The 17,784-nt window shown below is 74.0% G+C and carries 16 protein-coding genes and 1 riboswitch; of the genes, 8 read left to right on the top strand and 8 right to left on the bottom strand.

Annotated elements, in window-relative coordinates:
- The first annotated feature begins 117 nt into the window (after positions 1-117).
- The 7 genes from D1J63_RS08505 to D1J63_RS08475 all read left to right on the top strand — a co-directional run bounded on the left by D1J63_RS08505 (position 118) and on the right by D1J63_RS08475 (position 11,408).
- Positions 118-2,346 carry an MMPL family transporter gene (locus D1J63_RS08505; RefSeq protein WP_125628432.1) on the top strand — a complete coding sequence of 743 codons (2,229 nt, stop codon included), beginning with the start codon at positions 118-120 and terminating at the stop codon, positions 2,344-2,346.
- Positions 2,347-2,382: 36 nt separating this feature from the next.
- Entirely contained in the window at positions 2,383-3,903 is a 1,521-nt protein-coding gene (locus tag D1J63_RS36690) for a streptophobe family protein (RefSeq protein WP_164712769.1), read from the top strand.
- Positions 3,904-3,993: 90 nt separating this feature from the next.
- Positions 3,994-4,743 (top strand): response regulator transcription factor, encoded by a 750-nt coding sequence (locus tag D1J63_RS08495; RefSeq protein ID WP_125628431.1) that lies wholly within the window; start codon positions 3,994-3,996, stop codon positions 4,741-4,743.
- Positions 4,740-6,284, top strand: a complete 1,545-nt coding sequence (locus D1J63_RS08490) for a HAMP domain-containing sensor histidine kinase (RefSeq protein ID WP_125628430.1) — start codon at positions 4,740-4,742, stop codon at positions 6,282-6,284. The genes D1J63_RS08495 and D1J63_RS08490 overlap by 4 nt, the downstream gene beginning before the upstream one ends.
- Positions 6,285-6,382: 98 nt before the next feature.
- Positions 6,383-8,683, top strand: coding sequence for a glycosyl hydrolase family 18 protein (locus tag D1J63_RS08485; protein ID WP_125628429.1), 2,301 nt, complete (start codon positions 6,383-6,385; stop codon positions 8,681-8,683).
- 247 nt (positions 8,684-8,930) lie between these two features.
- A complete protein-coding gene (locus tag D1J63_RS08480; protein WP_125628428.1) occupies positions 8,931-9,578 on the top strand; it encodes a TetR/AcrR family transcriptional regulator in 648 nt (215 codons plus the stop codon).
- Positions 9,579-9,785: 207 nt separating this feature from the next.
- A complete protein-coding gene (locus tag D1J63_RS08475; protein ID WP_125628427.1) occupies positions 9,786-11,408 on the top strand; it encodes an MFS transporter in 1,623 nt (540 codons plus the stop codon).
- A 19-nt stretch (positions 11,409-11,427) separates the two neighbouring features.
- On the opposite strand, the gene D1J63_RS08470 is transcribed toward D1J63_RS08475, so the two are convergent.
- Positions 11,428-11,859, bottom strand: coding sequence for a hypothetical protein (locus D1J63_RS08470; protein ID WP_125628426.1), 432 nt, complete (start codon positions 11,857-11,859; stop codon positions 11,428-11,430).
- Positions 11,860-11,938: 79 nt separating this feature from the next.
- Positions 11,939-12,619, bottom strand: coding sequence for a helix-turn-helix domain-containing protein (locus tag D1J63_RS08465; RefSeq protein WP_125628425.1), 681 nt, complete (start codon positions 12,617-12,619; stop codon positions 11,939-11,941).
- Between the two features lie 142 nt (positions 12,620-12,761).
- Here D1J63_RS08465 and D1J63_RS08460 point away from each other — a divergent pair, with 142 nt between their 5' ends.
- Positions 12,762-13,481: a DUF2249 domain-containing protein gene (locus tag D1J63_RS08460; RefSeq protein ID WP_125628424.1), complete on the top strand. Its 720-nt coding sequence runs from the start codon at positions 12,762-12,764 to the stop codon at positions 13,479-13,481.
- 21 nt (positions 13,482-13,502) lie between these two features.
- Here the strand turns inward: D1J63_RS08460 and D1J63_RS08455 are convergent, their stop codons facing one another.
- The 6 genes from D1J63_RS08455 to D1J63_RS08430 form a co-directional block, all read right to left on the bottom strand.
- Positions 13,503-14,375, bottom strand: coding sequence for an ATP-binding cassette domain-containing protein (locus D1J63_RS08455; protein ID WP_125635328.1), 873 nt, complete (start codon positions 14,373-14,375; stop codon positions 13,503-13,505).
- A gap of 8 nt (positions 14,376-14,383) precedes the next feature.
- Positions 14,384-15,133, bottom strand: a complete 750-nt coding sequence (cbiQ, locus tag D1J63_RS08450; protein ID WP_125628423.1) for a cobalt ECF transporter T component CbiQ — start codon at positions 15,131-15,133, stop codon at positions 14,384-14,386.
- On the bottom strand, positions 15,134-15,490 hold the full coding sequence (locus D1J63_RS08445; RefSeq protein ID WP_125628422.1) for an energy-coupling factor ABC transporter substrate-binding protein: 357 nt from the start codon (positions 15,488-15,490) through the stop codon (positions 15,134-15,136).
- Positions 15,487-16,185, bottom strand: a complete 699-nt coding sequence (locus tag D1J63_RS08440; RefSeq protein ID WP_125628421.1) for an energy-coupling factor ABC transporter permease — start codon at positions 16,183-16,185, stop codon at positions 15,487-15,489. The genes D1J63_RS08445 and D1J63_RS08440 overlap by 4 nt, the downstream gene beginning before the upstream one ends.
- 29 nt (positions 16,186-16,214) lie before the next feature.
- Positions 16,215-16,401, bottom strand: a riboswitch (cobalamin riboswitch).
- Positions 16,402-16,471: 70 nt separating this feature from the next.
- Positions 16,472-17,065, bottom strand: coding sequence for a MerR family transcriptional regulator (locus tag D1J63_RS08435; protein ID WP_125628420.1), 594 nt, complete (start codon positions 17,063-17,065; stop codon positions 16,472-16,474).
- A gap of 81 nt (positions 17,066-17,146) precedes the next feature.
- On the bottom strand, positions 17,147-17,647 hold the full coding sequence (locus D1J63_RS08430) for a potassium channel family protein (RefSeq protein ID WP_241235688.1): 501 nt from the start codon (positions 17,645-17,647) through the stop codon (positions 17,147-17,149).
- Positions 17,648-17,784: the final 137 nt, after the last annotated feature.

Genomic DNA, 17,784 nt, shown 5'->3' with positions numbered 1-17,784 from the left:
GACGGCTCCCCGGGGCTCTCAGAAACCTCCCAGGAACTCTCCGGGTCCGGCCAGGGAGGGCTGACAGCGTCCGGCTCGGATCTTCTGTGAGCCTCGACCCGACTTGGAGCCCTTTCCGTGGCGACACTCCTCTCCCGGCTCGGCCGGTTCTCCTTCCGGCGGCGCCGGCTGGTCGCGCTGTTGTGGCTGGCCCTGCTCGTGGGGGCGGCGGTGCTGGCCGGGCGCGCGCCCGCCGCACCGCCGAACGACTTCTCCATGCCCGGCACCGAGGCACAACAGGCCTACGACCTGCTGGAGAAGAGCTTTCCCGAACTGAACGCCGACGGGGCCGCCGCCCGGGTCGTCTTCCGCGCCGAGGACGGCAAGGTCACCGATGCCGGGACGCGCGGCGCGATCGAGGACACGGTGCGCGCCCTCGGGGAGGGACCGCAGGTCGTACGGGTCACGGACCCCTTCGCCACCCGGTCCGTGAGCGAGGACGGCTCCACCGCCTACGCACAGGTCTCCTACGCGGTGTCCGCCGCCGAGCTGGAGGAGGACTCCCGGACCGCGTTGCAGGAGACCGTCGAGCGGGCCGCGTCCCCCGGGCTTTCCGTCGAGGCGGGCGGCAACGCCGTCGGTGCCATGGCGGTCGGGCACTCGTCGGAGGCCGTCGGGCTCGCGGTGGCCGCCGTGGTGCTCGTCGTCACCTTCGGCTCGCTGCTCGCGGCCGGTCTCCCGCTGCTGACCGCGCTGCTCGGCGTCGGCGTCGGCGCACTCGCCATCAAGGTGCTCGCCGCACCGCTGGGCCTGGGCGCCACGACGACCAGTCTCGCGGTGATGATCGGACTGGCCGTGGGCATCGACTACGCCCTGTTCGTCGTCTCGCGCTACCGGGCCGAACTGGCGCGCGGCCGGGACGGTGCCCGGGCGGCGGGGCACGCCGTGGGTACCGCGGGTTCGGCGGTCGTGTTCGCCGGGCTCACCGTGGTCATCGCACTGGCCGGTCTGTCCGTGGTGGGCATCCCGATGCTGACGCAGATGGGACTCGCCGCGGCCGGCACCGTCGTCCTCGCCGTCCTGATCGCCGTCACCCTCGTCCCCGCGCTGCTCGGTTTCTGCGGCCGGCGGATCGGCCCCGCCCGTCCGCGGCGCCGCGCGCGGCGGACCGACCGCGTCGCGCGCCCGGCCATGGGTGTGCGCTGGGCCCGGTTCGTCGTCCGCCGTCCGCTCGCCGTGCTCCTCGGCGGGGCCGCGCTGCTCGGCGTGATCGCACTGCCCGCCGCGTCCCTGGAGATGGGTTTGCCCGGCGACGACAGCAAGCCCCTCTCCACGACCCAGCGCCGCGCCTACGACCTGATCGCCGACGGTTTCGGGCCGGGCTACAACGGCCCGCTCACCGTGGTCGTCCAGGCCGACGGTGGCGACACGGGTGGCGACAGCGCCGCACGGGCCGCCGAGGAGGTCGCCGGGCGGATCGACGGCCGCGACGACGTCGACGCCGTCGGCCCGCCCCGGCTCAGCGCCTCCGGCGACACCGCCGTACTCAACGTCGTACCGGCCGCGTCGCCCGGCAGCACCGAGACCGCCGGCCTCGTCCACGCGCTGCGCGACCCGGAGCTGGAACGGGCGAGCGAAGCCCGGGTGCTCGTCACCGGCACGACCGCGATGAACGCGGACGTCTCGCAGAAGCTGTCCGACGCGCTCGCGCCGTATCTGGCGCTGGTCGTCGGGCTGGCGTTCCTGCTGCTCATCGCCGTCTTCCGGTCCCTGCTCGTCCCGCTCAAGGCCGCTCTCGGATTCCTGCTGTCGGTGCTGGCCGGGCTCGGCGCGGTGGTCGCGGTCTTCCAGTGGGGCCGGCTGGGCTCCGTGCTCGGGGTGACGGAGCCGGGGCCGATCGTGTCGATCATGCCGATCTTCATGGTCGGCGTCGTCTTCGGCCTGGCCATGGACTACGAGGTGTTCCTGGTGACCCGGATGCGCGAGGCGTACGTCCACGGGCGGTCGCCGAAGGAGTCGGTGGTCAGCGGGTTCGAGCACAGCGCGCGGGTGGTGACCGCCGCCGCCGTGGTCATGGTCTCGGTGTTCGCCGCGTTCCTCGGATCCGAGGAGCAGATCCTCAGGACGATCGGCTTCGGACTCGCCGCCGCCGTCCTCTTCGACGCCTTCGTCGTACGGATGACGCTCGTCCCCGCCGTCCTCGCCCTGCTGGGCCGGAGCGCCTGGCGGCTGCCCCGGTGGCTGGACCGGCTCGTGCCCGACCTCGACAGCGAGGGCGAGCGGCTGGAACGGGGAGCGCACGGGGGCGAGGCCGAGGTCGGCGGTGAAGCCGTCGGGGCCGCCGCGGGCCACTTCTCCGGCAACTGACCTCCCGACCCCACCCCCGTACACAGGAGCCTCCCCATGCCCGCAGCGACTCCCCGGCCCCGTCCGGCCTCCCCGCCGGCCTGGCGGCACGTCCTCGAAGGCGCCCTCGCCGTCGTGGCCGCTCTCGGCACCATGGCCGCCACCGCCTGGGCCGCACTGACCCTCCTGGGTGCCGACGGCGTCGCACCGGTCTCCCGGCTGGTCCCGACACTGGTGAGCACGGCCGTCGGCGGCGGCGTCACCCTGGAGTCGGCCGCCGAGCCCGGCGCCTCCGCGGGCGGCGGAGGAGGGCTCGCCGGGCTGCTCGGCGCGGGCGAGGGCGGTCTGAGCATCGCGTTGGCCGGCCAGGCGGCGCTGACACCCCTGACGCCGACCTTTCTGGGTACGGCCGTGCTGGCGGCCGGGTTCTTCCGGCCGCTGCGCCGCCGGGCCCGGCCCGCCCCGGCGATGCTGTGGGCGCGGTGCGGCGGCGCCCTGGTGACCTCGGCCGTGGCCCTGCCGGTGTGCGCCCTCCTGGCGACGGGCACCGCCCGGCTGCCGCAGAGCGTGAAGGACCGGATGGGCGAACGCGCCGGGTCGGGCGGCGCGGGCGGGTTCGGCGGGTTCGGAGGATTCGGTGGCGGGGGTGGCGGTGGCGGCGGGGGCCTCGCTTCCGGGCTGTCCTCGGTCGGCTTCCGGACCGACGTCGTCGCCACCACCTTCCTCGGCGTCCTGGGAGTGGCCGCCGTCCTCGCGGCCGGCTGCCTCGCCGCCCGCCGGACGACACTGCCGCGGCCCCTCGCGCTGAGCGGGCTCCGGCTGAAGTGGAACGCCGTCCTGTCCGCCCTGACCGGGGCCGGCATCGTCCTGTGCTGCGCCGTCCTGTCCGTCGCGGTCCTCGCCGGTGCCGCCGCGCCGGCCGGCCGGGAGCGGGCCGCCGAGGCCGCCGGTGTGCTGCTGCTCGCCGGCCCCAACCTGATCGCCGCGGTGCTCACCGCCGGAACCGGCACCTCCTGGGAGGCCGCGACGCAGCGGCTGCGGCCCGAGGGCGGCGGGATGCTCGGCATGCTCGGCGGCGGGCAGCAGCAGGGCGGCACGGCGGACGCGGACCGGTCCGTGGACCTCGGCCACTGGGCGGGCGCGGGCGTGCCGCTGTGGGTGATCGGACTGCTGCTCACGCTGCTCCTGCTGCTGCCCGTCGGATACGTCGCCGCCGCCCGCACCCCGGCCCGCACCCCGCGGCAGGACGCCGACTCCCTCCTGGACCGCCACGCCGACACCGCCCTGCGCATGGGCCTCGCGGTCGGCGCCGCGACGTTCGTGCTCCCGTTCCTGGCGCGCGGCTCGCTCCGGATCGGCATCAGCCTCATGGGCCGGGAGATGGGCGGCCTCGGCGCCGGGCTCGACACGAGCCCCCGGCTGTCCGCCCTCACCGCGTTCGTCGTGGCCGCCCTCGCCGGGTACGCCGGAAGCCGCCTGCACGGGCGACGGGCACGGCGCCGCGAAGCCGCGGCGGGGACGGCCGCCGGCCCGCCCGCACCCCGACGTCGCGCCCTCACGTCCGACTCGGCCTCCTGAGCACCGTGTGATCTCCTGGTGCACTCCCGAGAGGACATCCCGGGGACCGGAAGATCCCGAGAAGACATCCCGAGAAGGCGAACCACGACCATGGCGGCACCGACACCCCCCTCGCGCCCCGCAGGCCGCACGGACCACCTGCTGGTCGTGGACGACGAGCCCACCGTCCGGGAACTGCTGCGCACCGCCCTGCGCTACGCCGGGTTCGACGTCGACGCCGCCGCCACCGGCCGGGAGGCCCTCGACCTGGCCGCCCTGCGCACCCCCGATCTCGTGCTGCTCGACGTCATGCTCCCGGACATGGACGGCTTCGAGGTGATCCGCCGCCTGCGCGCCCAGCCCCGTTCCCCGCGCCCGGGCCGGGGCGGCGACGTCCCGGTCCTCTTCGTCACCGCGCGCGAGGACCGCCGGGACCGCCTGCACGGACTGCGCCTGGGCGGCGACGACTACGTCACCAAACCCTTCGACCTGGAGGAACTGATCGCGCGCATCCACGCCGTGCTCCGCCGTACCCGGGGCGAGACACCGGCCCGCCTCACCGTCGGCGACCTGCACCTCGAACCCGACAGCCACCACGTCACCCGGGCCGGCCGGACCGTGCGGCTGTCCCCGACCGAGTTCCGCCTGCTGCACTTCCTGGTCGCCAACGCCGGACGGACCATGACCAAGAGCCAGATCCTGGACAGCGTCTGGGAGTACGACTTCGGCGGCGACCCGAGCATCGTCGACACCTACATCAGCTATCTGCGCCGCAAGGTCGACCCCGCCGACGCCGACGGGCCCAGGCTCATCCACACCGTCCGCGGCGTCGGCTACGTCGTCCGCGAGCCCCGTCCGTGAAGCGGCTCCGTGCGGTGCCGATCACGGCGTGGCCGGGCCGGACGTCGCTGCGCACCCGCCTGCTGTGCCTGTCCGTCGCCCTGGTCGCCGTAGGTCTGCTCGGCACCGGTCTGCTCGTCACCACCGCCCTGCACGGCTACCTCCAGGACCGGGTCGACGACCGGCTCGCCCTGACCGGACAGATCGCCGCCAGACTGAGTCCGCCCGCGTCCGGCACCGAGACCCCGCCGAGCGTGCGTGCCCTCAGCGTGCTCGGCGACACCACGGTGACGTACGTCGACGACGACGGCGGCGCTCGCAGGAGGTTCGACGCCACCACCGAGCCCTCGGGCGGCGGGCCCGACACGCCCCGGCTGGACCGCGCGGCCGTCGTCTCCCACGGCGGCCGGCCCTTCACCGTGCCCGCCCGCGACGGCGAGCACGACTGGCGGGTCGTCGCCCTGACCCAGCCCGCGCAGGTCTTTCCGCCGGAAGCCTCCGGGGCCGGCGGATCCGTGGTCGTGGCCACCTCGATGGAGGAGGTCGACCGCACGATCGCCAAGACCCGGAACCTCTCCCTGACCGCGGGCGTCGCCCTGCTCGTCGTCCTGGGTGTGGCCGGCTGGTTCGCCGTGCGCTCCGGACTGCGGCCCCTCACCCGGATCGAGGAGACCGCGACCGCGATCACCTCCGGCGACTACTCCCACCGCGTCCCGCGACCCGCCGCCGCGCACACCGAGGTGGGACGCCTGACCACCTGCATCAATCAGATGCTCGACCGGATCGACACCGCCTTCCGGGCCCGCACCGAGGCCGAGGCGAGAACCCGGCGCTTCTTCGCCGACGCCAGCCACGAACTGCGTACGCCGCTCGTCGGCATCAAGGGCTACACCGACCTGCACCGCATGGGCGCCACGCCCACCCGCGAGGACGTCGACCGGACCATGACCCGGATCGCGGCCGAGTCCGAACGCCTCACCCGGCTAGTCGAGGAGATGTTCCTCCTCGCCCGCCTCGACGAGGACGCCGTGACCACGGGCAGCGGCCCGGACACCGCCCGGGCACCCGCCCTCGCCCTCGACCTCGCCCCCATGGACCTGCGCACCCTCGCCGCCGACGCCCTGCGCGACGTACGCGCCCTCGACAGCACCCGCCCGGTGACCCTGACCGGACCCGGGGGCGGGAAACCGGTCACCGCCCCCGCCCACGCCGACGAGGCCCGGCTGCGCCAGGTCGTCACCAACCTCATCGGCAACGCCGTCACCCACACCCCTCCCGGCACCCCCCTGCGCATCGGCGTCGGCACCGAGGGCACCGACGCCGTCCTGGAGGTCGCCGACCAGGGCCCCGGCCTCACCGCCACCGAACGCGCCCACGTCTTCGACCGCTTCTACCGCACCGACGACTCCCGTACCCGGGCCACCGGCGGTTCCGGCCTCGGTCTCTCCATCGCGCACGCCCTCGTCACCGCACACGCCGGCCGCATCACCCTCGACACCGCCCCCGGCCAGGGCTGCACGTTCCGCATCCTGCTGCCCCTGCCCGACGATCCGTCCTGTTGACGCATTGGTCCAGACCATCTACGTTATGGGCGCTCAACTCCCTCACGCGCGCAAGGTTCACCTCACCCCTGTACCACCCCACCACCACAGGGAGAGCCATGTACCACAGGCGCAGACCACCACTGACCGGTACGAGATCGCGCATCGTCGCCCTGCTGGCCGCGCTGCTGCTGCCGCTCGGGGCGCTCACCGCGCTCGCGACGCCCGCACAGGCGGCCGGGACGCTGACGGCGACCTTCGGTTCCCAGAGCAACGGGTCCGGGTGGACGGGCAAGTACGTCGTCCACAACAACGGCACGGCCGCCTCCGACGGCTGGACCCTGGAGTTCGACCTGCCGCCCGGCGTGTCCGTGAGCGGGCACCTCTACGGCGAGGCCACCGTCTCCGGCAGCCACGTGACCGTCAAGAACGCCTACTACAACGGCAGGGTCCCGGCCGGCGGCACCACCGAGCCCTACAGCTACCAGTTCTCTGCGACCGGCCCGGTCGGCACCCCGACCGGCTGCACGATCAACGGCGACAAGTGCGACGGCAGCCCCGACATACCGCCGGCCGCTCCCGGCGCGCCGGAGGCGACCGCGGTCACCGCGCACACGGTCGCGCTGAAATGGGCCGCGGCCGAGCCGGGTGACCACCCCGTCACCACCTACGAGGTGCTGGAGGGCACCGAGACGGTCGCCACCACCAGCGGCACCTCAGCGACCGTCACCGGCCTGACCCCCGCGACGAGTTACACCTTCACCGTCCGGGCCACGGACAAGCGCGGCAACGTCGGACCGGCCAGTGCCCCGCTCACCGTCGAGACGGTGGACCCGTCGACCGACCCGACGCCGCCGACCGCGCCGGGCAACGCGCGCTCCACCGGCAAGACCGCCTACAGCGTCGACCTGGCCTGGGACAGGGCCACCGACAACGTGGCCGTTGCCGCGTACGACGTCTACCGCGGCGCCGCCCTCGTGAAGACCGTCGGCGCGGCCACCACGACCGCCACCGTGGACGGCCTCTCCCCGGCCACCGCCTACACCTTCACCGTCAAGGCCCGGGACACCGCCGACAACTCCTCGGCGGCCTCCGCGGCCGTGAAGGTGACCACCGACGACATGGCCGGCGAGGGCAAGCAGCTCAAGGTCGGGTACTTCGTGCAGTGGGGCATCTACGGACGCCAGTACTTCGTGAAGAACCTCGACACCTCCGGCGCCGCCAGGCAGCTCGACGTGATCAACTACGCCTTCGAGAACCTCGACCCGACCAACCTCACCTGCCAGGCGGGCGTCACCAAGGGCACCTCCGGCAATCCGCAGGACCCGGACGAGGGCACCGGCGCCGGTGACGCGGACGCCGACTACGCGCGGCCCATGTCCGCCGCCCAGTCCGTCGACGGGGTCGCCGACGACGGCTGGGGCAAACTGCGTGGCAACCTCAACCAGTTGAAGAAGCTCAAGGCCAAGTACCCGCACCTGAAGGTCGTCGTGTCGCTCGGCGGCTGGACGTACTCGAAGTTCTTCTCGGACGCCGCCGCCACACCGGAGTCCCGGAAGAAGTTCGTCGAGTCCTGCATCGACGTGTGGATCAAGGGCAACCTGCCCGTCTACAACGGCGCCGGCGGTCCCGGCACCGCGGCGGGCATCTTCGACGGCATCGACATCGACTGGGAGTGGCCGGGCTCGGAGGGCCACCCGGGCAACCACTACGGCGCCCAGGACAAGGACAACCTGACCGCCCTGCTCGCCGAGTTCCGGGGGCAGCTCGACGCGCTCGGCGGCGAGCACAAGCTGCTCACCGCCTTCACCCCGGCCGACCCCGCGAAGATCGAGGCAGGCTGGGACCTGACCAAGATCTTCGACTCCCTCGACTACGCCAACGTGCAGGGGTACGACTTCCACGGCTCGGGCAGCGACAACTCCTGGGAGCCCAACCGCACCGGGCACGCCTCCAACCTCTACGCGGACGCGGAGGACCCCTACCCCTTCCACTTCAGCGTCGAGAACGCGATCCAGACGTATCTCGACGCCGGGGTCAACCCGCGCAAGCTGACGGTCGGCTTCCCCTTCTACGGGCGCGGCTGGCAGGGCGTCAGCGAGGGCGGCGTCGCCGGTGAGTGGCAGGACGCGAACGGCGCGGCACCCGGACAGTTCCCCGCGGAGGCCGGGGTCCGCGGCTACAACAACCTGATCAGCAGCTATCCGTCCATGACCGTCCACCACGACGAGGAGTCGGTGTCCACGTTCGGCTACACCGGTCCGGGCGGCCAGTGGTGGTCCTTCGACGACACCTGGTCGATCGGCAAGAAGACCGACTGGGTCAAGTCCAAGGGCCTGCTGGGGGGCTTCGTCTGGGAGATGTCCGGCGACACCCCCGACGGCCGGCTCATGACCGCGCTGGACAACGGACTGGAGTGAGGCGAGGCGCGACCGGCCCTGCCGCCCCTCGCCGGGCGCGACAGGGCCGGTCCGCCCCACAGAACGCCGGGGACGGACGGCCCCACGGGACGCCGGGGCGGTCCGTCGGCCCACGACGCCGGGGCCGGTCCGTCGGCCCGGCCCCGGGCGATGGCGGTGCCGCCCGGTGCGTGCCCGCCGTGCCAGAATAGCCCCCCGCACCCGCGGGCTCTGTCCCCGCCCCGCACCGTCCCGCCCCGAGGTTCCCGTGAGCAAGCCCCTCGCCCGCGAGCCGCAGCGACGCAACGCCCGGTCCAACCGGGCGCGCATCCTGGCCACCGCCCGCCGGGAGCTGGGGCGGAACCCGGACACCACCCTGGAGGAGCTGGCCCGCGCCGCCGGTGTCGTACGGCGTACTCTTTTCGGCCACTTCCCGGGGCGTGCGGCGCTCCTGGAGGCCCTCGCCGAGGAGGCGTCCGAGGCGCTGCGGGACGCGATGGCCGACGCGGTGGGCCCGGACGAACCGGCCGACCGGGCGCTCGCCCACTTCACGCTGCTGATGTGGCCCGTGGGCGACCGCTACCGCATGCTGCTCGCCCTGGCCCGGCACGATCTGGGCGTGGAGCGGGTGTCAGAGATCCTGGCCCCGGCCCGCGCCGAGGTCACCGCCATCCTGGAGCGCGGCCAGCGGGACGAGGTGTTCCCGGCCCACCTGCCGCCCGCCGTACTGAGCGCCGGACTCGAGGCGATGGTCGTCGCGCTCCTCGAACAGGTCAACACCGGCGCCCTGGAGGACGACGGCACCCGGGCCGCCGCCGCCATCCTCATCGCGGCCGGGGTGCCGGAGCGGTCCGCGCGGGCCGTGGTCGAGGACGTGAGCCCGGCGGTGCCCGCGAAGCCCGTTCCGGCCGAGTAGTCCCTCTCGGGCGAGTAGTCCCTCTCGGCCGAGTGGCCCGGCCGAGCAAGTAGCCCGTCCTGGCCGAGCAGGCCACCCTCCCGTTCAGCAGGCGCCTTCCATGCGGTGGGCGCCTTATTTGCACGCCCGTGTGCAACAAACTACTCTGCTCTTGTCTGCACGTCTATGGGCAATTAAGTCGCCCTCGCTCGTTTTCCGGGAGCCCTCATGCCCCTACTGGCCACCACCCCCGTCGAGAAGATGCCCGGGCCCTACGCCCGGCGCTGGTGGGCTCTCCTGGTGCTCTGCCTGAGCCTGCTGATCGTCGTCATGGCCAACACGTCCCTGATCGTGGCCGCCCCGGACATGACCGCCGACCTGGGGCTGAGCAGCAGCGACCTGCAGTGGGTCATCGACGGCTACACCGTCCCCTACGCCGCGCTGATGCTGGTGCTCGGCGCGATCGGCGACAAGTACAGCCGTCGCGGCGCCCTCGTCACCGGTCTGGTGATCTTCGCGGCCGGCTCGGTGATGGGCAGCCTGGTCCACGAGACGGGGCTGGTCGTCGCGGCCCGCGCGATCATGGGCGTCGGTGCCGCCGTCGTCATGCCGGCCACGTTGTCCCTGCTGGTGGCGGTCTTCCCGAAGGGGGAGCGGGCCCGTGCCATCACGGCCTGGACCGCCACCTCCGGACTCGCCATCGCGGTCGGGCCGCTGGTCGCCGGCTGGCTCCTGGAGGACCACGCCTGGGGCTCGACCTTCCTGGTCAACGTCCCCGTCGCGGTCCTCGCCGTCGTCGGCGCGCTGATCCTCGTACCGCCGTCGAAGGCGGCCGGCGCGGGCCGCATCGACTACGTCGGCGGGCTGCTCTCCATCGTCTCCGTCGGCAGCCTGGTCTACGCGACCATCGAGGGCCCGCACTTCGGCTGGGGCGCCGGTCCCGTCGCCGCGGCCGTGGTGGCCGGGGTCGGACTGATCGCCTTCGTGGCCTGGGAGCTGCGCCACCCGCACCCCATGCTGGACGTCCGGCGCTTCCTGCTGCGGCCCTTCAGCGGCTCCATGCTGGCGGTGCTGTTCTTCTTCTTCGGCACCTACGGCGCCATCTACTACGCCACCCAGTTCCTGCAGTTCGTACTCGGCTACGGCGCGCTGGAGACCGGCGTACGGCTGCTGCCGCTGGCCGGTGCCGTGTTCGTCGGCGCGGCGGTGACCGGGCGGCTGACCCCGAAGCTGGGCGTGCGGGCCATGGTCGGCTCCGGCATGGCCATCGGCACCGCCGGTGTCTTCCTGCTCGTCCTGATCGAACAGGGCTCCACCTACGCCGACTTCCTCGCCCCGATGCTGCTGCTCGGTCTCGCCATCGGCCTCAGCGTCTCCCCGGCCACCGACACCATCATGGGCTCCTTCCCGGAGAGCGAACTGGGCGTCGGCGGCGGCGCCAACGACACCGCGCTGGAGCTCGGCGGCTCGCTGGGCATCGCCGTCCTGGGCTCGCTGCTCGGCACCTCCTACCGGGACGAGCTGTCCGGCCTGGTGGGTGACCGGCTCCCGGCCGCCGCCCTCGACACCGCCCAGGACTCGGTGGGCGGGGGACTGGCCGTCGCCGAGCGCCTGGCCACCAACCCGGCCGCCGGACCCGAGCAGGCGCACGCCCTCGCCGACGCCGTGCACAAGGCCTTCGCTCACGGCGTCTCGACGACCAGCCTGGTCGGCGGCATCATCATGGCCGCCGGGACGGCCATCGTCCTCGCCGTCCTGCCCGGCCACCGGCGCGGCGGCCCCGAGGGCGGGGCGGCGGACACGCGGGACGCCGGGACCGCCTCCCGTCCGGAGCCCGCACGGCGCGGGTGAGCACCGCCGGGCGAGGGCGTCAGGCCAGGGCGGCGCAGCCCAGCCAGAACAGGGCGACGACCTTCACGATCTCCAGGGCGACGTAGTACAGATGGGCGCGTGAGCGGTGCTCCGCGGGGTCCTCACCCGCGAGCACCGCGTCGGAGCGGCGGTTCAGCCGCGGGCGTACGACGCCGAGTTGTATCAACAGGACCGCGGCGGCGACGGCGGTGGGCGTCACGACGCCCGCGGACGGGGAGCCGGTGGCGACCGCCGCGATGACGACGACGGCGAGGGCGGCCTCGGCCAGGTTCAGGGCACGGAAGACCCGCCGGCCGATGCCGAGCCCGATCGGGATCGTCACCCCGGGAGCCCGGAACTTCAGCGGTGCCTCCAGGAAGGAGATCGCCAGCACCATGCCGAGCCACAGGAAGGTGCCGGCGCCTGCCACGGCTGCCGAGGTCGAGTCCATCGTCGTCCCGTCTTTCTCCGGACCTGCCGGGTGCGGTGCTGCTTGCGGTGAGTGGAAGGGGTGGGAGAGCCGCCGGTGCCTACGCGGCCCCGGTGGCCGACAGGTGCGCCAGGCAGGCGTCGGGCTCGGCGAACGGCTCCAGCCGGACGGCCGACACGGGGGCCCGCAGCTCGGCCAGGGCGCCCTGCATCAGGCCGAGGTGCAACGGGCAGACGATCGAGCCGTGTTCCTCGGCGAGTTCGAGGAAGGGGCAGTGCCGCAGCCACACCCGGTCGGGCGGGCCGGGGCCGTCGCCCCCGGCCGGCCGGGGATCGAAGCCGAGATCGGCGAGCATGGCGGTCAGCCGGGCGGTCGCCTCCGCGGCCGTCGGCCGCCGCGCGGCCGGCTCCTGCTCGACCAGGTGCTTCCCCCAGTCGCGGCCCGTGTCGACGGCCGCGGCCTCCGCCCCGTCCCCGTCGGCGGCCAGCCGGCTCAGCAGCATCCGGGCCAGCAGCCCGTAGCGCCGCTCCCCGCCGCGGTCCATGCCGCGGTGCGCGACGTAGACCGTACGCGGTCGTCCCCGGCCCGACGGCCGCTCCACCGTCCGTTCGACGTGCCCCTGCGCCATGAGGGCGTCGAGGTGGAAGCGCACGGTGTTGGGGTGCACGTCGAGCGACTCGGCGACCTCGGCGACACCCCGGGGGCCGTCGGCGCCGCGCAGGGCGTCGAGCACCGCCCGGCGGCGCGGGGAGAGGCGCTCCGTTCCCTCGTCCGACGGCATGGTCGCTCCTCCCGGGCCGGTGGCGTCAACGGGTCGATGAGGCGGGATCCCGAATTTCTCCAAAGGGTACATGTAATAATTGCGGGCCAGTGAGCCACCCCGCGGTGCGGGGTGGGAGGGCAGGCCGAGAGGAGCACCCGTCGTGACATCGTCGTCGGAGGTCTACATCGAGGGCACGTCGGACGACCCGGTCGTCCGGGCGCGGGCCGCCGTCCGCGACGCGCACGACCGGCTGCGGGCCGGCCTCGCGACCGCCGTGCGGGGCACCCCGCAGGACGGCGGGCAGCGCGGACCGGTGGAGTTCTGCACCGGCGAGCTGCGCCGCCACCTGGCCGCCACCGAGCAGACGCTCTACGCGGCCGCCTCCGGCGCGGCCGGAACCCGCCTCCTGGTCCGCGCCCTGCGCACCACCGCCGGGGCCCTCGACCGGCGCATCGACGGGCTCGCCGGTGACGGGGACGCCGCGTCGGTCGCGGCGGGCGCACGTGCGGTCGAGGCGATCCTGGACGTCCACCTGACGACCGAGGAGACGGTCCTGCTGCCGGCGCTCGCCGACCTGCCCGGTGCCGACCTGCCCGGTCTCGTCGCGGATCTGACCACCCTGCTCGAAGGGGGCCGGCTGGAGACCCCGTCGGTCGTCGACGTCCGCGAGATCCCCCACGGGCAGCGGCATCCGCGGATCTTCGCCCGGTACGCCCGCCTCGCCCCGGGAGAGGGCTTCGTCCTGGTCAACAACCACGATCCCAAGCCGCTGCGCCGCGAGTTCGAGGCCACCCACCCGGGCACCCACACCTGGGACTACGTCGAATCCGGCCCCGACGTCTGGCGGGTGCGCATCGGCAGGGCCGCCGCCGAGGGCTGACCCCGGGCCTCCGCGCTCCGGTCACTCGGCCAGCGCCGCCAGCTCCTCCGCCGTGCGCGGACCGGTCGCCGAGTCGGGCAACAGCCCCCGCGCCCGCAGCAGTCCGGCCGCCGCGACGCCCCACGGCAACCGCAGCCCGGCCTGGCGCAGCAGATCGGTGCGGGCCAGCGTCGCGGCGGTCGGGCCGGTGCGCACCCCGTCCGGGGTGAGCAGGGCGGCGTCGTCCGACCAGCGCAGGGCGAGGTCGACGTCGTGCGTGGCCATCACCACGGTGGTGCCGCCCGCGCGCAGCCCGTCCAGGGTGGCCAGCAGCCGCTCCTGTCCGTCCGGGTCGAGCCCCGCGGTCGGCTCGTCGAGGATCAGCACCCGGGGCCGCATCGCGACGGCTCCGGCGATCGCGGTCCGCTTGCGCTGCCCGTACGACAGCAGGTGCGTGGGCCGGTCGGCCAGCCCCGCGACGTCCAGCGCGGCGAGCGCCTCCGCCACCCGGGAGCGGACCTCCGCGTCGGGCAGACCGAGGTTCAGCGGCCCGAAGGACACGTCCTGGGCGACCGAGGCCGCGAAGAGCTGGTCGTCCGGGTCCTGCACCACCAACTGCACCGTGGTCCGCAACCGGGTCAGCCCCTTGCGGTCGTACGTCACCGGCTCCCCGCCGACCGTCAACGTCCCCGCACGCGGCCTGAGTCCGCCGCTGAGCAGCCGCATCAGCGTGGTCTTGCCACTGCCGTTGCGGCCGAGCAGCGCCAGCGCCCGTCCCTCCCGCACCGCGAAGTCCAGCCCCGTCAGCACGTCCGGGCCCTCCTCGTACGCGAAGGACGCGCCCCGCAGGGCGACCAAGGCAGGGGCGGGAGCGGCGGCGGGGGCGGAGTCCGGTTCCGGTTCCGGTGACCGCACCGGTTCGTTCACGACAGGGGTCCTTCCAGTACGAGGGTGAGGCAGGCCAGCGCCGCCAGCAGCGCGACGCTCGCCGCCGTGAACGGCACCGAGACCCGCGCCTCGGGCACCAGCACGCGCAGGGTGCCGTCGTAACCGCGCCCGGCGAGCCCCGACTGGAGCCGCGCCGCCCGGTCGAAGGCCCGCACGAACGCGGTGGCGCCCAGCCCGCCGAGCGAACGCCAGGTCGCGGCCCGGGTGGTGTGTCCGAGCCGGGCCGCCTGTGCCTCCCTGATCCGGCGCACGGAGTCCAGCAGCAGGAAACTCATCCGGTACGTCACCAGCGCCACGTCCACGACCGGCGCCGGCACGCCGGCCCGCACCAGCCTCGGCAGCAGGTCGGACATCGGCGTGGTGAACGCGAACAGCAGCACCCCCAGCGAGGCCGCCGAGGTGCGCAGCAGCAGCTCGCCCGCGCGCACCGCACCGCCGTCGGCCGTCGTCAGGAACCCGTCCGGGCCCCCGACCTGCACGAGGAGCGGCAGCGCACCCGTCACGCAGAAGCCCAGCGGCACCCGGTACGCCCGCCACAGCCGGCGCCCCGGCACACCCGCCGGGCCCAGCAGCACCGTCAGCGCCGCCACCAGCACCAGCGCGGCACCCGGCCAGGGCGGCAACGAGATCGCCAGCACGGTCAGGCCGAGACCGAGCACGGCCTTGTCCACGGGATGGCGGCGGCGCCAGCGACTGCCGTGCGCCGCCGCGTCGATCGGCAGCACTCAGTCCCCTTCGGGGGTGTCCCGCGACACCGACGTGGCCTCGGCGGCCGCCATCGCCCGCTGCTCGCCCTGCCGCCGGCCCCGGCGCAGCCCGAAGTAGTACGCCAGCACGCCCGCGCCGAGCGCGGCCTGCAGCGCGAACAGCGCCGACTCGACCTCCCCGGACGGCGGTTCGTACAGCGGGGAGAACCACGGCTCGTAGTCCGGCTCGATCTCCGTGATGGCCGTCTCCGCCTCCGCGTCGGCCCCGGCGAACGGCTCCTCCTTGTGGTCGCCCAGCCCCAGCACCAGCGGCAGCACCGCCAGCGCGGCCACGGCGAGCAGCAGTAGGGTGTTGATCTTCGCGTTGCGGCTCATCGGGCCACCGCCTCCCGCTTCCGCTCGCCGGACCGGGTCAGCAGCACGCCCAGCCGGGTCAGTTCGCCCTTGCTGGACTGCACGAGCAGCCGCATCACGATCACCGTGAGCAGGCCCTCGCTCACCGCCAACGGGATCTGCGTGACGGCGAAGATGGACCCGAACTTGCCGAGCGCGCCCAGGAACCCGCTGCTCGGGTCGGGGAAGGCCAGCGCCAGCTGCACGCTGGTCACGCAGTACGTGGACAGGTCGGCGACGAACGCGCCGAAGAACACGGTGACCATCAGCGGCACGTCCCAGCGGCGCAGCAGCCGGTAGACGCCGTACCCGGCCCAGGGGCCGACGATCGCCATCGAGAAGACGTTGGCGCCGAGCGTGGTCAGCCCGCCGTGGGCGAGCAGCAGTGCCTGGAAGAGCAGGGTGATGGTGCCCAGGACCGCCATGATCGGCGGCCGGAACAGGATCGCGCCCAGACCGGTGCCGGTTGGGTGCGAGCAACTCCCGGTGACGGACGGCAGTTTCAGGGCCGACAGGACGAACGTGAAGGCTCCGGAGGCGCCGAGGAGCAGCGTGCTCTCCGGGTGCTCCCTGACCTCACGGGTGAGTGACCGGACTCCGTGGACGACGAACGGCGCGGACGCGACACCCCAGGCGATCGCGTGCGCCGGTGGCAGAAAGCCCTCGGCTATGTGCATGGCTCAGCAGACCCTCTCCAGCACCTCGTGGATGGACGACGCGCCTTGGCCGGTCTCCTGGCTTACGGGTACCACCGCCCGTGCTCCGCCTTCCCGGATCGCAAGCGATCCAGTGGCTGCCCGCGAGGGCCGGAGCCGGACTTCCCGATTCACAGTGGCGAGGGCCGCACCGGCATCACACCGGATTTCCCGTTCACCAAGGCGTGGCGACAGTAGTGCTCCCACGGGGGTGGGCACAAGCGGGCCTCGGGCCGGACGGACACCCCGCCGATACGCCCCACAGGCCTCAGGGCTGCGGAAACGCCCGGCCCCGCCGCTCGGACATCAGCCGCCTCTCGTCCTCGCCCATCGTGGCGAAGATCTCCGCGCGCCTGTGGTGCAGGGCACGCACCTCCTCCTCGCCGAGCGACTCGGCCCAGCGGCGGCGCGCCTCGCCCAGGCGGGCGACCTCTTCCGGCGTCAGGGGGCGTTCCACGGCGGTCATCTCCTCGATCACGTCCAGATAGGCCTCGGTCGAGCCGTCGGCGGCGGCGTCCAGCGCGCTCAGCGCGCCGAGCAGCCTCAGCCGCAGCCCGGCGGTCTGCCGCAGCCGCTCCTCGACGACGTCGAGCTGGCGCCGGATCAGTTCCGTCGGATCGTGGTCCGGCTCGGCGTCCAGCACCGCGCGGATCTGCGCCAGGGGGAGCCCGAAGCTGCGCAGCGCCAGGACCCGGTGCAGGCGCCGGACGTCGTCGGCGTCGTAGCAGCGGTGGCCGCCCTCACTGCGGGCGGACGGGGTGAGCAGCCCGAGCCGGTCGTAGTAGCGCAGGGCGCGGATACTCAGCCCGGTCTCCCGTGCGAGTTCGCCGATGCGCCGGGTGGCGCCGGTCGTCTGTGTCATGGGGTTCCTCCGGGCTCCTCCCTGCGGGTGCGGCCGAGGCCGAGGCTAGGGGGTGACGCGGCGGCAGCTTCAAGGCCCGCCTCAGCGCGAGCGGCCCCGCTCGGGCCGTCGGACCACCATGTCCCGCATCCGGGTGGTCAGCGCGGTCGCGGCGGCCGTGAGGAAGACGAAGCTGTACGTGATCTGAAGGACGGTCACGACCCGCGCGGCCTGGCCCCGCGGCGTGATGTCGCCGTACCCGACGGTGGCCAGCGTCACCACGGTGAAGTACAGGGCGTCGATCTTGGTGTGCAGCCCGCTGAACTCGCCCGGCGACTTGGCCAGGGCGTAGTACGAGGCCGAGAAGACGTGCACGGACAGGACGATCAGCAGGGAGATGACCACGCCGGGCCGGCTGTCCGGACGGTTGAGGAGCACGTGCCGGATCTGCCGGAGCAGCAGCACGGCCACGACGGTCAGCAGGACGGCGAACAGCACCCAGCTCAGCACGGGGCGCTGCGGGCCCAGGTGGTCGAGGGGGAGCAGGAAGTAGGCGACGACCACGGCGGCCGCGATCCCGACCCGCACGAGCCAGGGCCTCACGGCGTCCCAGCCGGTACGGCGGTGGGCGCCCCGGCCGGCCGTTCCGTCCGCGGGGGCCGCCGGGGCCGTGGGGTCCCTCCGGTCCGCGGGGTCCTTCCGGTCCGCGGGGTCCGTGGGGTCGGGGTCTTCGGGGCCCG

The organism is Streptomyces sp. KPB2 (genome assembly GCF_003950055.1).
GTDB lineage: Bacteria > Actinomycetota > Actinomycetes > Streptomycetales > Streptomycetaceae > Streptomyces > Streptomyces salinarius.
This window is presented reverse-complemented; position numbering and strand designations above follow the sequence as displayed.

What these genes read in the sequence shown, in the direction of transcription:
- D1J63_RS08445 (WP_125628422.1), bottom strand. Translation starts at nt 15,490, where the DNA reads ATGAGCCGCAACGCGAAGATCAACACCCTACTGCTGCTCGCCGTGGCC.
- D1J63_RS08475 (WP_125628427.1), top strand. Translation starts at nt 9,786, where the DNA reads ATGCCCCTACTGGCCACCACCCCCGTCGAGAAGATGCCCGGGCCCTAC.
- D1J63_RS08465 (WP_125628425.1), bottom strand. Translation starts at nt 12,619, where the DNA reads ATGCCGTCGGACGAGGGAACGGAGCGCCTCTCCCCGCGCCGCCGGGCG.
- D1J63_RS08470 (WP_125628426.1), bottom strand. Translation starts at nt 11,859, where the DNA reads ATGGACTCGACCTCGGCAGCCGTGGCAGGCGCCGGCACCTTCCTGTGG.
- D1J63_RS36690 (WP_164712769.1), top strand. Translation starts at nt 2,383, where the DNA reads ATGCCCGCAGCGACTCCCCGGCCCCGTCCGGCCTCCCCGCCGGCCTGG.
- D1J63_RS08435 (WP_125628420.1), bottom strand. Translation starts at nt 17,065, where the DNA reads ATGACACAGACGACCGGCGCCACCCGGCGCATCGGCGAACTCGCACGG.
- D1J63_RS08485 (WP_125628429.1), top strand. Translation starts at nt 6,383, where the DNA reads ATGTACCACAGGCGCAGACCACCACTGACCGGTACGAGATCGCGCATC.
- D1J63_RS08440 (WP_125628421.1), bottom strand. Translation starts at nt 16,185, where the DNA reads ATGCACATAGCCGAGGGCTTTCTGCCACCGGCGCACGCGATCGCCTGG.
- D1J63_RS08495 (WP_125628431.1), top strand. Translation starts at nt 3,994, where the DNA reads ATGGCGGCACCGACACCCCCCTCGCGCCCCGCAGGCCGCACGGACCAC.